Raw genomic sequence first — 14,938 nt, 5'->3', positions numbered from 1 at the left:
TGAGCATGAAATTTGCAACCGAAATCCAGCAGTTGATCGGCAATACACCGTTACTTGAGTTAACACATATCGACATTCCCAATAATTGCCGGATCTTTGCTAAATTAGAATTCTTTAATCCGGGCGGCAGCGTGAAAGACCGCCTGGGTGTTTCTTTGATAGAAGATGCGGAAAGCCGGGGAGTATTAAAACCGGGCGGAACGATGATTGAACCGACTGCCGGCAATACCGGAATCGGATTGGCGCTTGCCGCAATTGGGAAAGGCTATAAAGTGAAATTTGTGGTACCGGAAAAGTTCAGCCAGGAAAAACAGTCCTTGATGCGCGCGCTTGGAGCAGAAGTGATCAATACACCAACTGAACTTGGCATGAAAGGCGCGATTGCGAAAGCCAATGAACTGGCTGAGCAACTTGATGCTTTTTCACCGTCCCAGTTTTCAAATCCGGCCAATCCGGAAACTTATGTCCGGACGCTCGGTCCGGAATTATGGGAAGCGCTGGACGGCAAGATTGACATTTTTGTAGCAGGAGCAGGTTCAGGCGGTACGTTTGCCGGAACTTCGCGTTTTTTAAAATCAAAAAATGCAGACATCAAAACTGTCATTGTGGAACCGGAAGGCTCAATCATCAATGGCGGTGAATCAGGTCCGCATTTGACGGAAGGCATTGGCATGGAGTTTTTGCCGGATTACATGGACCGAACTCATTTCAACTCAATCCATACGATTTTAGATAAAGAAGCGTTCGAAGCATTGAGAGAGTTGGCGAAACGTGAAGGTCTGCTTGTCGGAAGTTCTTCAGGAGCGGCATTTGTCGCAGCGATGAGAGAAGCAGAAACTGCAAAACCGGGCAGCCATATCGTAACCATCTTTGCTGATTCAAGTGAACGCTATATGAGCCAAGATATTTATGGAAGAACATTTTAGGAGGATCATTCATGAAACCAAAAACTAGATTAATCCATGGTGGAATTTTTGGAGACGAAGCGACTGGAGCAGTCTCCACACCAATTTATCAAGTAAGCACGTATAAACAGGAAGCTGTTGGGAAATTCAAAGGATATGAATATTCACGCACAGGCAATCCGACGCGCCATGCCTTGGAAGAATTGATTGCTGACGTTGAATACGGACACGCGGGCTTTGCATTCGGCTCAGGAATGGCAGCCATTTCATCGGTTATGATGCTGTTCTCAGCTGGAGATCATATTATCCTAACTGACGATGTTTACGGGGGTACATACCGTGTTGTCAATAAAGTCTTGAACCGCTTCGGTTTGGAGTTTACCTTTGTCGATACAGGCGACTTAGCGGCTGTTGAAGCAGCTGTAAAAGAAAATACGAAAGCGATTTTCATTGAAACACCAACAAATCCATTACTGAAAGTAACGGACATTGAACAAATCTCTGCTTTCGCAAAATCGAAAAATCTGATGACGATTGTCGACAATACGTTCATGACACCTTATTTGCAAAACCCGATCAAACTTGGTGCCGATATTGTCTTGCATAGTGCCACCAAATATATCGGCGGGCATAGTGACGTAGTGGCTGGTTTAGTGGTAGTAAATTCTGCGGAATTGGCAGAAGACCTCCATTTCGTTCAAAACTCAATCGGGGCAATTTTAGGGCCGCAGGATTCATGGCTACTGATCCGCGGATTGAAAACGCTTGGTATCCGTATGGAAGAAGCAACTGCCAATGCGCAGAAAATCGCTGAATTCCTTGATCAGCATGAAGCAGTAAATGCTGTGATCTACCCTGGCCTTTCAACGCATACTGGCCATGAAATGATGAAGAAACAGGCAGACGGATTTGGTGCAATGATTTCATTTGACGTGGGAAGCAAAGAAAAAGCAGGCGAATTGCTTGCGAAACTGAAATACTTCACACTTGCTGAGAGTTTGGGAGCGGTAGAAAGCTTGATTTCTGTACCGGCTCAAATGACGCATGCTTCAATCCCTGTGGAACGCCGCGCGGAGCTTGGCATTGTGGAAGGGTTAGTGCGCATTTCCGTAGGCATTGAAGATGCCGAAGATTTAATTGAAGATTTAACAAATGCATTAAAATAATAAGGAAAAACCGCCCTCGAGGCGGTTTTTTTGTGCAATAAAATAATAAAATGTCAAAAATGTCAAATAACTTTTTTAAATGGATAATTCTGTGGTGAATATTACACTATATTTCGGTTTTCGAAATACATCTTTTAGCATATTCTTCTGAATAGTCAAACATGATAATATCTATCTAGTAGTAATATTCTGACAATTCAAGGAGGACACGACATGAAAATGAGTAAATGGGCGTCGGTCATTTCAGCTAGTGCATTGGCACTTTCTTTATTGACTCCAGCCGCATCACCGGCAGAAGCAGCAACAACAGCACCAAGTGAATGGAACAGCGAAAGGTACGGGGATCGGGTCGACATCGACCAGAAGCTGAACGAGCTGTCTCAAGACGAAAACTTTAAAAAAGAAGCAGATAAAAAGATCAAAGCGCAAGCTGATGAAGTGGAGAATCCTGAAACTGAAACAAAAGCTGACAGCACATTTACTTATGACGGCGGAACAAAAAAATTCTTAAACCGCAATTTGTCATTTAAAGACTTTACACTTCGCAGCGTCGGTGACAATGTCGAAATTTGGGTAGCAAACGACTTAGCTTATGGACCAAAGAACCCGAAACCAGCAGACGTCGTAACTCAAGCACAAGTAGATAAACTTCGTGATGAATTTGACAGCAATATCTATCCAAAAGCGACAAGTTTCTTTGGAACCCCGGATCAACTGGATGGCTCGAATTCTCCGCTTCCAGAAATGGTCGGCCTTCCGGAAGGCTATTACGAAGGATCGGATAAAGTCATCATGCTTGTAGATAACGTAGTGGATGAAGGCTGGGACAATCCATCTTATCCGTTCTTCGTAGCTGGCTTCTTCTGGCAGACGCTTGAAAATTACACAGACCGCAACATCATCACAATCGATACAAACTCTTGGGAAACACGCTTGGAGTCTACATTCTTCGGCACCACAATCCATGAATTGCAGCATTTGATCCATGCGGATAACGATCCTGCAGAAGAAACTTGGCTGAACGAGGGCATGTCCACGTTCTCTGAATATCTAGGCGGCTATGGCCATGATGCCGGATCCATCAACTTCTATCTGGATCATCCGGAAAACTCTTTAGTCAATTGGGATGAGCATGGGACAGCCAAAACAGGTCCTGAAACTATTGCTGATTATGGGCAAGTGTATTTATTCACTTTGTATATGTACGACAAATTTGGCCAGGAGTTTATCCGTGAATTAGCAGTAAACGGCTCTAGCCAAGGTATGCCAAGTGTGGACGAAGTGCTCCAAAAGTACGGTTCAGACAAAACGTTTGCTGAAGTGTACCAGGACTTCATGGCTGCTCTGACTCTGGACAACCCGAAAGCCGGCAAGCAATTCGACATCGACAGCATCGACCTTCGCAAACTTCCGGTTGGCACAACAGGAGCAGTCCGCGGGAAAACTGTCGATTTTGAAAAAGCGAAAACATTTGAAAAAGCAGGAGTGCCGGCATGGGGTGGCGACTTTAAAGAATTCAACTTCGGCAAAGATGTGCGTGGCATGAAATTCGACGGGGCAGAGTTTATTCCGCTTCAATGGGGAACAGTGGCTGACCCAGCAGGATCTGGAGTTCAAGTATTGCATGCCAACAACGGCGACGAATCCGACCAGGCATTGATCTTTGGAGCAACAGTTCCGGCGGCAGATGCAAAACTGACCTTTGACCATTATTACGATATTGAAGAACAATGGGATTTCGCAGCTGTGCAAGTTTCTACAGATAAGGGCGAAACGTGGACTTCATTGGAAAATGAAAATACACGCAGTGATGTAGTAGCTGAAGGACATCCGACAATCAAAGCAAACGTTCCTGGATTTACAGGCCATAAACTAAACTGGTCAACTGAAACATTCGACTTGTCTGCATATGCCGGCCAAGAAGTACTGGTATCATTCCGCAATATGACGGACTGGGGTTATAACGACAAGGGATGGTTTATCAAAAACGTTCAACTGGGAGACTTCTCAGCTGACGGCACTTCAACTGAACCGTTCAAATCCCTTGGTCAATTGAAAGGTGAATACGTTGATTTCACGACTACATTCATCCAAACGAAGAAAAATGGGCAAGAACGCGTCTTCCACGTAGATCCGTTTAATGTGACGAATAAAGAAGCATTAGATCTTCAGCAAGTCCTTCGTGAAGGCAATGTTAAGATGATCACTTCTTTTGCAGCAGCTCCAAACCAAAAAGAAGCACAGGACTTCACTTATGAAGTGCTGTACAAAAAAGACAATCCGAACAAAGCAAAAGGCAACAGCAACAAGAAATAAGAGGAAAGCGGACCCCGGTCCGCTTTTTCTTTTGGGAAAATTTTGCGTTGTGATAAGATGGAAAGTGAAATTGGTTTCGAAAGGAAGAGGACATTGTCAAAAAAATTGGATGCGTTTTTAGAAGAGAATTTGAGCGAATTGAAAGAGCAAGGCTTATATAACGAAATCGATCCGGTAGAAGGGCCAAATGGTGCAATCATCAAAGTGCGCGGCAAAGAATTGATCAATTTGTCTTCAAACAATTATCTGGGGCTTGCAACAAACGAAGACTTGAAACAAATTGCGAAAGACGCGATTGATAAATATGGCGTTGGAGCAGGAGCAGTCCGCTCAATTAACGGAACTCTTGACATTCACGTGAAACTGGAAGAAAAACTGGCTGAATTTAAAGGCACAGAAGCAGCGATTTCCTACCAGTCCGGATTTAATTGCAATATGGCAGCGATTTCTGCAGTTATGGATAAAAACGATGCCATTTTATCCGATCAGTTGAACCACGCTTCCATCATTGATGGCTGCCGTTTGTCAAAAGCGAAAATCATCGCATTCAAGCACTCGGACATGGAAGACTTGCGTGCGAAAGCGAAAGAAGCGACAGAATCCGGCCTCTACAATAAAGTCATGGTCATTACGGACGGCGTGTTCTCGATGGACGGCGACATTGCGAAACTTCCGGAGATTGTGGAAATCGCGAAAGAATTCGATTTGATTACTTACGTAGACGACGCACATGGATCTGGCGTAACCGGCAAAGGGAAAGGCACCGTGAAGCATTTCGGGCTTGAAAAAGAAATTGATATGCAAATGGGTACATTGTCGAAAGCGGTTGGCGTTGTCGGCGGTTATGTAGCTGGCAAAAAGAATTTGATCGACTGGCTGAAAGTCCGTTCACGTCCGTTCTTGTTCTCAACAGCGGTGACTCCAGGCGACGTTGCCGCAATCATTTCAGCGCTGCAAATGATCATTGACTCAACTGAGCTGCATGACAAGCTTTGGAACAACGGCGACTATTTGAAAAAAGGCTTGAAAGAGCTTGGATTCAATATTGGTGATTCTGAAACACCAATCACTCCTTGCATCATCGGCGACGAGAAATTGACGCAAGAGTTTTCTAAGCGTTTATTCGATGAAGGTGTTTATGCAAAATCAATCGTATTCCCGACGGTTCCTAAAGGCACTGGACGCGTTCGCAACATGCCTACAGCGGCGCACACAAAAGAAATGCTCGACAATGCGATTGAAGTGTATGCAAGAGTCGGCAAAGAATTAGGCGTTATCAAGTAAAAAGCGAAAACCCGCCAAGATGGCGGGTTTTTTATTTAATTTGCCGGAATACGACCAGTAGCGATGAAAATACGACCAGTTAAGCAGAAAATACGACCAGCAGTGACAAAAATACGACCAATAACCGTAAAAATACGATTCTGCAGCAAAAAAGCGGACACAACATGTGCCCGCTTCAACTAATTTATAATCCTTGCGCTTTAAAATAAGTCGCCGCAAATACTTTTGCTGCAATCATCATCGCTTGTTCATTAAAATCGAAATTTTCATGATGATGCGGATAACTCAAACTGTCAGCAGCCATTTTTGCTCCGACAAAAAAGTAAGCGCCTGGTTTTACTTGCGTATAATAGGCAAAGTCTTCAACCGGCATAATTGGATCGATATCGATGACACGTTCCGCACCGACGGTTTTGCCTGCTGCTCGTCGCACGATATCCATTGCGTCCGGATGGTTCCACAGAGCGTCATAGCCTGTTTCGATCACAACTTCAGCTGTTGCTCCCATTGCACGCGCTACGTTTTCTGCAATGGCTGCAACGCGTTCATTGGCCAGCTTGCGCAGCACCGGATCAAATACACGGATCGTGCCTTCCATAACCGCTTCACTCGGAATCACATTGTCTGCATCACCGGCATGGAATTTGCCGATGGAGACGACAAGTTCCTTCAGCGGGTCTGCATTGCGGCTGACAATCGATTGAAGGGCAATCATAATATGACTCGCTGCCAAGATCGGATCGGTGCCTGTATGCGGTTCTGCGCCATGCGTGCCGTATCCTTTGACGATGATCTTGAAGGCATCCTCAGCGGCCTGCAAATAGCCATCCCGCACAAAGACGCGCCCATTCTCCATCATGCTTTGAATATGAGCACCGAAAATCAAGTCGACGCCGTCTAAACAGCCATCTTCAATCATGCCGCGTGCTCCTCCAGGAGGCAGTTCTTCACCAAATTGATAGATCAGCACAATCGTTCCGGGAAGCTCGTCTTTTATCGAGGCCATTGCTTTTGCAAAACCTAAAAGCCCTGCAGTGTGGCCGTCATGCCCGCATGCGTGCATAACGCCGGGAACTCTGGATTTATAAGAAACATCTTTTTTATCATCGATTGGCAGCCCATCAAAATCGGCCCGGAAAGCGATTGTCTTGCCAGGCTTTCCGCCACGGATATAACCGACTACACCACGTCCGCCAACGCCGCGCCGAACTTCGACGCCCATTTCTTCCAAGCGCTCTGCAATAAAAGCAGGCGTTTCGACTTCCTGATGGGATAATTCAGGATGCATATGCAAGTGGCGGCGTGTTTCCACCATTTCCTCATATAACGATTCAATCTTTTTCATTACAGCTGATTGCATAGGATTGATTCTCCTCATGGTTTGAAATATGAACTTATAATCAGTATACATTCAGCGAAAAGAGGGAAGCAATAAAGAACGTATAAACAACACGTTTTAAGAATACTTATTCAAAGAGCATAAAAAAATGCGCTGCCCAATTCGGCAGCGCGAGGTTAAATCACATCTGTTTTTTCAATCAAGTTCAAAAATTGCTGTGTGCGTTCTTCTTGAGGGTTGTTGAAAATGTCTTCCGGTCTGCCGCGTTCTACAATCTTTCCGGCGTCCATAAAGAGGACTTCATCCGCAACACCTTTTGCAAAGCGCATTTCATGCGTCACGACAACCATGGTCATTCCTTCAGAAGCCAAGTCCTTCATAACTTGCAGCACTTCACCGACAAGTTCCGGATCCAATGCTGAAGTTGGTTCATCGAAAAGCATGACTTTCGGTTCCAGAGCAAGCGCACGGGCGATGCCGACGCGCTGTTGCTGCCCGCCGGACAATTGGAAAGGGTAATAATCCATTTTATCTGCGAGTCCGACTTTTGTTAAAATTTCTTCGGCTTTTTTTCGGGCAACCGCTTTATCAAGTTTTTGTACAATGACTGGACCTTCCATGACGTTTTCAATCGCTGTCATATGAGGAAATAAATTATAATGCTGAAAAACCATCGCTGATTGTTTCCGGAAAGCGGTGATTTGCTTTTTAGAAAAAGGTTTCGAAAAATCAGCGGTTTGTCCATCGATAGTGACCGTTCCGGCATTAGGCACCTCTAGAATATTCAAGCATCTCAGGAAAGTTGTTTTACCAGATCCAGAAGGGCCAATGACGACAATTGCCTGTCCTTTTTGGACATCTAAATCGATGCCTTTCAGCACTTCAAGATTGCCGAACTTTTTGTGTAGATTTTTAATGGAAATCATATTTCTCTCCTTACTGCAGTCTTTGAATGCCTGTATTATCGGGATACATAACGGTCAAAACGATGTTCCAGTCTGCCCTGTCCGATTGACAATAAGAAACAGACGACCCAGTAAATAAGTGCTGCTTGGGCGTATAACAATAAAAACTCATAGTTTGTAGCGGCAATTTGCTGAGCAATGCGGAACATCTCTGTAACGAGAATGAGCGACGCCAACGAAGTATCTTTAACTAAACTGATAAATGTATTCGAAAGCGGCGGAACAGATACCCGTGCTGCCTGCGGCAAGACGATGCGGCGAAGCGACTGCACGTAAGTCATTCCGATTGTATTGGCTGCCTCCCATTGTCCTTTAGGTATGGAAAGGATGGAAGCGCGGATTACTTCAGAGGCATAAGCCCCGACATTCAATGAAAAACCGAGGACGGCTGCCGGGAATGGATCAATGACAATCCCGACTGTCGGCAGTCCGTAGAATAAAATGAAAAGCTGAACCAATAAGGGTGTGCCACGGATAATCGATACATAAACCCGGGCAATATACTGCAGGATTTTAACGGTCGAGATACGGGCTAAAGCAGTCAATACTGCTAAAATCAGTCCCAATACAAATGAAATCAGTGTCAAAGGTATGGTGTATTGAATCAAGCCTTCTAATAAAGGAAGCCAGGCTGACTGTGAAATTTCCGTGAGCCGTTCCAGTCGAACAGGGTTGGAGAAAATACTATTCAAGTACATTTTCGCCGAACCATTTTTCAGAAATTTTATCGTAAGTGCCGTCTTCAATCATTTCAGCTAAAGCAGTATTGACTTCTTCAACGATAGCGCCGCTTCCTTTACGGAATAATAGCCCACTTTGAGCTACATCAGATGCTTCATCAACAACTTTGATATTGGCATCTGGGCGCTGTTTCAAAAAGTCCAGAACCGTTAAGTTATCATTCACTGTCGCATCCACGCGTCCGGAATTCAATAATTCGATTGCCTGGTTAAAACCTTCAACACCTTCGATTTCGGCTCCAAAAGAACGTGCAGTTTCTGCATAATTGCTTGTTAAAGACTGGGCAGATAATTTTCCTTCTAAATCTTCGAAACTTTTGATGTCTTCATTGTCTTTTGATACTACTAATGTAGCTGTAGAAGTGATATATGGATCTGAGAAATCATAGCTTTCCTGGCGTTCAGGATTGATGCCGACTTGGTTTGCCACCATGTCAAAGCGCCCAGCATCTAAACCTGCAAACATGGCATCCCATTGAGTTTCCAGAAATTCAACTTCCACACCTAAACGCTTTCCGATTTCTTGCGCAATTTCTACGTCAAAGCCAGTCAATTTACCGGAATCGTCATGGAAAGTGAAAGGAGGGTAAGTTCCTTCCGTACCCACACGCAACGTGCCTTCTTCTTGGACTTTGGCCAAGACATCTTCTTCAGAACTTCCAGAACCAGTTGCGTCATCCGTTGTTGGATCTTCTTCCGGAGAGCCTCCGCCGCATGCTGCCAACAAAAACATGGCCGCTAACAATAAGAGCATAAAACTAAACTTCTTCATAAATAATCCCCTCAATTTCTTTAATTTTTTATTGATAAGTGCATTTGCATTCTAAAAAAATACAGTACCGTACCGCCTTTTATACCCTTTTTTAGTGAAAAAGAAACTATGGTAACAAAACATAGTGGGATACTTGGTTTACAAAGCGAAAGGTGCTTATCAAATTTACAAATGCAGTACTTATATAGAACTGTATCATTATAGCACCAAGGTAGCAGACGTTCAAATTAATAGTTTCAGCTTTTTCATTGACGGATATTTTGAAAGTTATTGTATTTTTAAAGAGAACAATTTATAATGGCAACAGGATAAAGCTTAAAGAGACAATGAATTCATAGATAAGAATGTATTTATGCAGAGGACATTTGTTTTACGTGAAGGGAGATTATAAAATGAAGCGAATTATGATTACTGGGGCACTGGGGCAGATCGGTTCTGAACTGGTGGAGAAATTGCGCGGAATATACGGGATAGACAATGTACTGGCAACTGATATCCGGCCAGCAGCTGGCAGCGAGGGACCATTCGAGTTGCTTGATGTGACAGATGGACAAAAGATGTATGAGTTAGCAAAGGATTTCGGAGCGGATACCATGATGCATATGGCAGCTTTGCTGTCAGCGACAGCTGAAGAAAAACCATTGCTTGCGTGGAACTTGAATATGGGTGGACTGGTCAATGCGCTTGAAGCTTCTCGTGAACTGGATCTGCAATTTTTTACACCAAGTTCAATCGGCGCATTCGGTCCATCTACTCCTAAAAAAAATACGCCGCAGGACACGCTGCAGCGCCCGACAACGATGTATGGCGTCAATAAGGTGTCTGGTGAATTGCTATGCGATTATTATTTCCACAAATTCGGCTTGGATACTCGCGGAGTCCGTTTTCCAGGCTTGGTCTCGTATGTGGCACAGCCGGGCGGAGGAACGACTGATTACGCAGTGGACATCTATTACAAAGCGGTTGAACAGCAAAGCTATACGTCATATATCGATAAAGGAACATATATGGATATGATGTACATGCCGGATGCGCTTCAATCGATTGTTGATTTAATGGAAGCAGATCCATCAAAATTGGAACATCGCAATGCCTTTAATGTTACAGCCATGAGTTTTGAACCGGAAGAAATTGCGGCATCTATCCGCAAGCGTATTCCTGACTTCAAAATGTCTTACGAAGTTGATCCAGTCAGACAAGCAATTGCTGACAGCTGGCCTGACAATATCGATGCTTCAGCTGCAGAAAAGGAATGGGGCTTTAAAGCTACCTATGATTTGGATGCAATGACTGCTGATATGCTGGAGAAATTGAAAAAAAAACTGATTCACGCCTAGTTTAAAGGAGAAACGATTTGGCATCGTTTCTCTTTTTTATTTTCAATTAAACGCCTTGAAAACCTAGCGATTGAAGCAGCAAAAAAGGCCATCCGCAAATGCGAATGGCCTTTAGATTAAATTAAAACAATAGATGTCCAATTCCCGCAACAATCGGCAGGGCAATGACTGTGCGGAGCAAGAAAATGACAACCAAATCCAGAATGTTAACCGGAATTCTAGAGCCAAGCAGCAAACCGCCGACTTCCGACATATAAATCAATTGGGTGACGGACATCGTAGCGACTACGAAAAGCGTCAATTCCGATTCGATCATACTTTCAGCAAGTATGGCTGGCAAGAACATATCGGCGAATCCGACTACCATCAATTGTGCAGCTTCTTCTGCTTCCGGTACACCCAATAAATTCAAGTACGGTTCAAATGGTGCTCCAAGAATTTTGAAGATTGGTGTGTATGTAGCGAGCATCAAAGCGACTGTACCGAACGCCATAACGACCGGCGCTACGCCAATCCACATATCCAAGACGTTTTTAAAGCCATCTTTGAAGAATTCGCCAACTGACTTGTTTTCATCTGCTTTAGATAAAGCATTTTCAACACCGTGGGAAACGACGTTATATCCTTCCGGCACTTTTTCAGACATAGCATCTTGCGATTTGCCGTTCATGAACGTCGTCGGCTTTTGAGCTAACGGATAAATACGCGGCATGATAAGCGCCAGCACAATGCCTGTCAACACTACAGTTCCGTAATACGGCAGGAAGTATTGTCCAAGGCCGACTTGTTGAATAACGACAATGGCAAATGTAATTGAAACAACGGAGAAAGTAGTTCCGATAATCGCCGCTTCACGCTGCGTATACTTATTTTGGATATACTGCGTGTTGGTCAAAAGAACGCCGATGGTTCCATCTCCTACCCATGATGCAAGGGCATCAATCGATGAGCGGCCAGGCAAACGGAACAGTGGACGCATGATTTTCACCATCATGGTCCCGAATAGTTCCAGAAGGCCAAAGTTCATCAGAAGCGGTAAAAACAACCCGGCAAACAGGAAAATTGTAAAGAGGAATGACAATAGCCCTTCAGGGGACAGCAATAGTCCTCCCGTATCGGCGCTCCAAACTGCTTCCGGTCCGACTTGGAACAAAACCATTACGGCAAAAACAGCTCCTATGATGCGGACAATGGTCCAAAACAAATTGACATTGAATAATCTATCAAAGAATGAGACTGTATGGTGCTCATTTACTTTTCTAGTGATGCTGAATATTGAGCCGATGGCGGCAATCAGCAGGATGACAAGCATGATCCATGGTGAAATCGACTCGATTTTACCGGCCATCCAGTTGGCCAGCAAAGCAATTGGTACAACCCAGCCCTCATCTGTTGGTACCGGCACGATAAACAAAAACACGCCCAGAATAGATGGAATCAAAAACAATAGCCAGGTCGAAACTGTAAATTTTTTCACGAATAAACCCCTTTTCCTTGTGCATGAAAACACGTGATGAATAGTAATTATACAGCATTTTTCCCCTATAAAATGCTTTATAACCAATGTTTATATTATCTGAAAAAGGACAGAAAAAACACCCCTATTTTCTAAAAAGAAAATAGGGGTGTTTTAACCTAAAAGGAGTCTTCAAAGTCTTGATTCCAGCGGTAATTATAAAAACGTTCTTTAGTCAGCCAATTTTCAGTTTCCGCATCGCCTTGAGCAAGTTTATGCTCCATTTCTTCGAGCATCCAGGCAGTCTGGGAAATATGGGCTTTCATGGCATTCATCTTCTGATCACGCACCGCTGAAATATCATAAATAATATCCGGTTCTCCAAGCACGTCCAATGTGTTGTTGGCAAATGCCACACAATGAAGTTTTGGCCGGTCTTTCATGCGGCGAACGGCGCGGACAACTGCCCGTGCCGTTGCTTCGTGGTCAGGATGCACTGAAAGATCAGGGTAAAATGTGATAACCAGTGAAGGGTTCAGTTCGGTGATCAAATCAGCCATCATGCCGACCATTTTTTCGTCGTCTTCAAATTCGACTGTCTTATCTCGCAGCCCCATCATCCGCAAATCGGTCAATCCCATAGCTTCTGCAGAAGCCAGCAGCTCTTTTTTTCGGATCTGTGGAAGTGATTCCCTTGTAGCGAATGGCGGATTTCCTAAATTCCGGCCCATTTCACCTAGCGTCAGACAAGCGTATGTAACTGGAGTTCCTTGTTTAATATGCGTGGCAATCGTTCCTGAAACACCGAACGCTTCATCATCCGGGTGAGGGAAGACGACCAGCACATGCCGTTCTTTTGGAATTGTCATCTGTAGTTCCCCCTTAGTAACTGAACGGTGTTTCGCTGATTTGCAGCGCTACCGCCAATTTTCCTGTGCCATCATGTCCTGCAAGCAAGAGCCTTCCTTGCTCATCCAGTTCATAATGGGTAATGCCTTGTGCGTAAACCCAGCCATGCGGCAATTTCAATCCGACGCGATGAGGGCTTTCGCCGACCACTTTTCCCAGTTCATAGTTAATCACGACGTTGCGGATAAACGCTCCGGCATTGAAAAAACCTTCGTTAAAATGAGTGGCATAAGAGCCGTTTGTTGTTTCTAAATGCAGGTAAACATCCCTGTTCGCAAATGCATCGAGTTCTACTTGCAGTTTTTTCACTTCTACTATTTCCATCTTATTCACTCCTCAGCCAATCCGTATTCCTTTAGTATAGGGAATATTAGTCAAGAATGCGATTAGGATGCTTTAAGGAAAGCGTAATAATGCCGCTGTGTAAAAAGGGAATATTCAAACAACTTAAAATAGATTGAAGGCTATTGGGTTTATTTCTATGGCAGCATGAAGGTTTAAGATGCCTGGCTTTGAAATCACGGCAATTCAAGTCCATAGCAATGGAACAATAAAAAAAGAGGGCGCCTCAGCGTCCTCTTTTACATAGATTAAACTTCCGTTACTTGAACTTCAGGTTTTTCGAATTTATTGGCAGCGCCGTGCATCACTGGTCCAACGTACTGGTTTAGTTTCCAGCCGTACTGGATAGCTGCAGACACAAATGTTTTTGCGTTAAGGACAGCATCGTTTACGGATTGCCCGTTCGCCAAATTGGCTGTAATGGCTGCAGCGAATGTGCAGCCGGCACCGTGGTTATAAGTGGTATCCGTTTTATCAGCTGTCAAAAGATAATGCGTTTTGCCGTCGTACAGCAAATCAGCCGCTTTTTCATGCTGAAGCTGTTTGCCGCCTTTGATCACAACATATTGAGCGCCATGCGCATGGATTTTTTCAGCTGCCGCTTTTAAATCCTCTACTGTACGAAGTGTGCCAAGACCTGAAAGCTGTCCTGCTTCGACTAAGTTCGGAGTCACGACTTTTGCGACCGGCAATAGGTGCTTGATCATGGCATCAACGTTTTCCGGGAACAATACTTCATCTTCCCCTTTACATGCCATTACCGGATCGATGACAACTTCTTCCAATCCGGACTTTTTAATCGCTTTGCCAGCCATTTCTATGATATCGACTGTTGGCAGCATGCCTGTTTTCAAAGCATCCACTCCTGTTGAAAAAGCAGTCTGCAATTGTGCGTGAACCGTCTCGACAGGAATTGGATGGATGCCATGGCTCCAGCCGTTTTCAGGATCCATTGTCACGATGACTGTTAAAGCATTCATGCCGTAAGTTCCATGTTCTTGGAAAGTCTTTAAATCTGCTTGTATACCAGCTCCGCCGGATGTATCTGATCCTGCGATTGTTAAGGTCTTTTTCAATGTCATCGTTAAAACTCCTTTAATATATTATTTTCATCACTTTATTTTAACAAAAATCGGAACATTTACAATGAATCAAACTTTGACGGGAATAACAGAAGGACGGCCATCGCCGTGCTTATGAGAAAGAACAGCAAGATAACTGAAGCTATCATCCAACTGCCGCTTATGAAAAGACCGATGGCTAGAAAAAATGTTAATATGGAAACAGCCAGTAGTGCAACCATTAAGCAACCCATGCCAAGCCGCTTGGCATTTTCCGGCGCACTCGATCCGTTGGTTGAAGAGATGGTTTTTATTTTTTCACGAAAATCGGCCATCATCATCGCTC

The 14,938-nt window shown here is 44.2% G+C and carries 14 protein-coding genes; 5 read left to right on the top strand and 9 right to left on the bottom strand.

The window, feature by feature from the left end; translation table 11 throughout:
* The first annotated feature begins 5 nt into the window (after positions 1-5).
* The 4 genes from ACSFXN_RS01860 (at position 6) to ACSFXN_RS01845 (ending at position 5,671) form a co-directional block, all read left to right on the top strand.
* Positions 6-926: a PLP-dependent cysteine synthase family protein gene (locus tag ACSFXN_RS01860; RefSeq protein WP_437148512.1), complete on the top strand. Its 921-nt coding sequence runs from the start codon at positions 6-8 to the stop codon at positions 924-926.
* An 11-nt stretch (positions 927-937) separates the two neighbouring features.
* Entirely contained in the window at positions 938-2,071 is a 1,134-nt protein-coding gene (locus ACSFXN_RS01855; RefSeq protein WP_300990184.1) for a bifunctional cystathionine gamma-lyase/homocysteine desulfhydrase, read from the top strand.
* A gap of 213 nt (positions 2,072-2,284) precedes the next feature.
* A complete protein-coding gene (locus tag ACSFXN_RS01850) occupies positions 2,285-4,387 on the top strand; it encodes a peptidase M6 (RefSeq protein WP_437148510.1) in 2,103 nt (700 codons plus the stop codon).
* Positions 4,388-4,480: 93 nt separating this feature from the next.
* Complete coding sequence (locus ACSFXN_RS01845; RefSeq protein WP_437148508.1) at positions 4,481-5,671, top strand: glycine C-acetyltransferase; 1,191 nt, start codon at positions 4,481-4,483, stop codon at positions 5,669-5,671.
* 184 nt (positions 5,672-5,855) lie between these two features.
* Here the strand turns inward: ACSFXN_RS01845 and ACSFXN_RS01840 are convergent, their stop codons facing one another.
* From ACSFXN_RS01840 to ACSFXN_RS01825, 4 genes are all read right to left on the bottom strand, one after another.
* Positions 5,856-7,031: a M20 metallopeptidase family protein gene (locus ACSFXN_RS01840; protein ID WP_437148506.1), complete on the bottom strand. Its 1,176-nt coding sequence runs from the start codon at positions 7,029-7,031 to the stop codon at positions 5,856-5,858.
* 155 nt (positions 7,032-7,186) lie between these two features.
* Complete coding sequence (locus ACSFXN_RS01835; RefSeq protein ID WP_437148504.1) at positions 7,187-7,936, bottom strand: amino acid ABC transporter ATP-binding protein; 750 nt, start codon at positions 7,934-7,936, stop codon at positions 7,187-7,189.
* Positions 7,937-7,971: 35 nt separating this feature from the next.
* Positions 7,972-8,673 carry an amino acid ABC transporter permease gene (locus ACSFXN_RS01830; RefSeq protein ID WP_300990179.1) on the bottom strand — a complete coding sequence of 234 codons (702 nt, stop codon included), beginning with the start codon at positions 8,671-8,673 and terminating at the stop codon, positions 7,972-7,974.
* Positions 8,660-9,487: an amino acid ABC transporter substrate-binding protein gene (locus ACSFXN_RS01825; RefSeq protein ID WP_437148502.1), complete on the bottom strand. Its 828-nt coding sequence runs from the start codon at positions 9,485-9,487 to the stop codon at positions 8,660-8,662. Before ACSFXN_RS01825 ends, ACSFXN_RS01830 begins: the two co-directional genes overlap by 14 nt.
* Before the next feature lie 392 nt (positions 9,488-9,879).
* Between ACSFXN_RS01825 and ACSFXN_RS01820 the strand changes: the two genes are divergently transcribed.
* Positions 9,880-10,824, top strand: coding sequence for an L-threonine 3-dehydrogenase (locus ACSFXN_RS01820; protein ID WP_437148500.1), 945 nt, complete (start codon positions 9,880-9,882; stop codon positions 10,822-10,824).
* A gap of 121 nt (positions 10,825-10,945) precedes the next feature.
* Here ACSFXN_RS01820 and ACSFXN_RS01815 read toward each other — a convergent pair whose 3' ends face one another.
* The 5 genes from ACSFXN_RS01815 to ACSFXN_RS01795 form a co-directional block, all read right to left on the bottom strand.
* Positions 10,946-12,301, bottom strand: coding sequence for a YjiH family protein (locus ACSFXN_RS01815; protein ID WP_437148498.1), 1,356 nt, complete (start codon positions 12,299-12,301; stop codon positions 10,946-10,948).
* 158 nt (positions 12,302-12,459) lie between these two features.
* Positions 12,460-13,149 (bottom strand): bacillithiol biosynthesis deacetylase BshB2, encoded by a 690-nt coding sequence (bshB2, locus tag ACSFXN_RS01810; protein ID WP_437148496.1) that lies wholly within the window; start codon positions 13,147-13,149, stop codon positions 12,460-12,462.
* A gap of 13 nt (positions 13,150-13,162) precedes the next feature.
* A complete protein-coding gene (locus ACSFXN_RS01805) occupies positions 13,163-13,513 on the bottom strand; it encodes a YojF family protein (protein ID WP_437148494.1) in 351 nt (116 codons plus the stop codon).
* A gap of 266 nt (positions 13,514-13,779) precedes the next feature.
* A complete protein-coding gene (gene pdxK / locus ACSFXN_RS01800) occupies positions 13,780-14,613 on the bottom strand; it encodes a pyridoxine/pyridoxal/pyridoxamine kinase (protein WP_437148493.1) in 834 nt (277 codons plus the stop codon).
* A gap of 59 nt (positions 14,614-14,672) precedes the next feature.
* Complete coding sequence (locus ACSFXN_RS01795) at positions 14,673-14,927, bottom strand: hypothetical protein (protein WP_437148491.1); 255 nt, start codon at positions 14,925-14,927, stop codon at positions 14,673-14,675.
* Between the last annotated feature and the right edge of the window lie 11 nt (positions 14,928-14,938).

Origin of the sequence: Planococcus sp. 1R117A (assembly GCF_051417975.1) — a bacterium.
In the GTDB taxonomy this organism is placed as follows: domain Bacteria; phylum Bacillota; class Bacilli; order Bacillales_A; family Planococcaceae; genus Planococcus; species Planococcus shenhongbingii.
The sequence above is the reverse complement of the archived record's forward strand: the minus strand, read 5'-3'. Positions and strand labels throughout refer to the sequence as shown.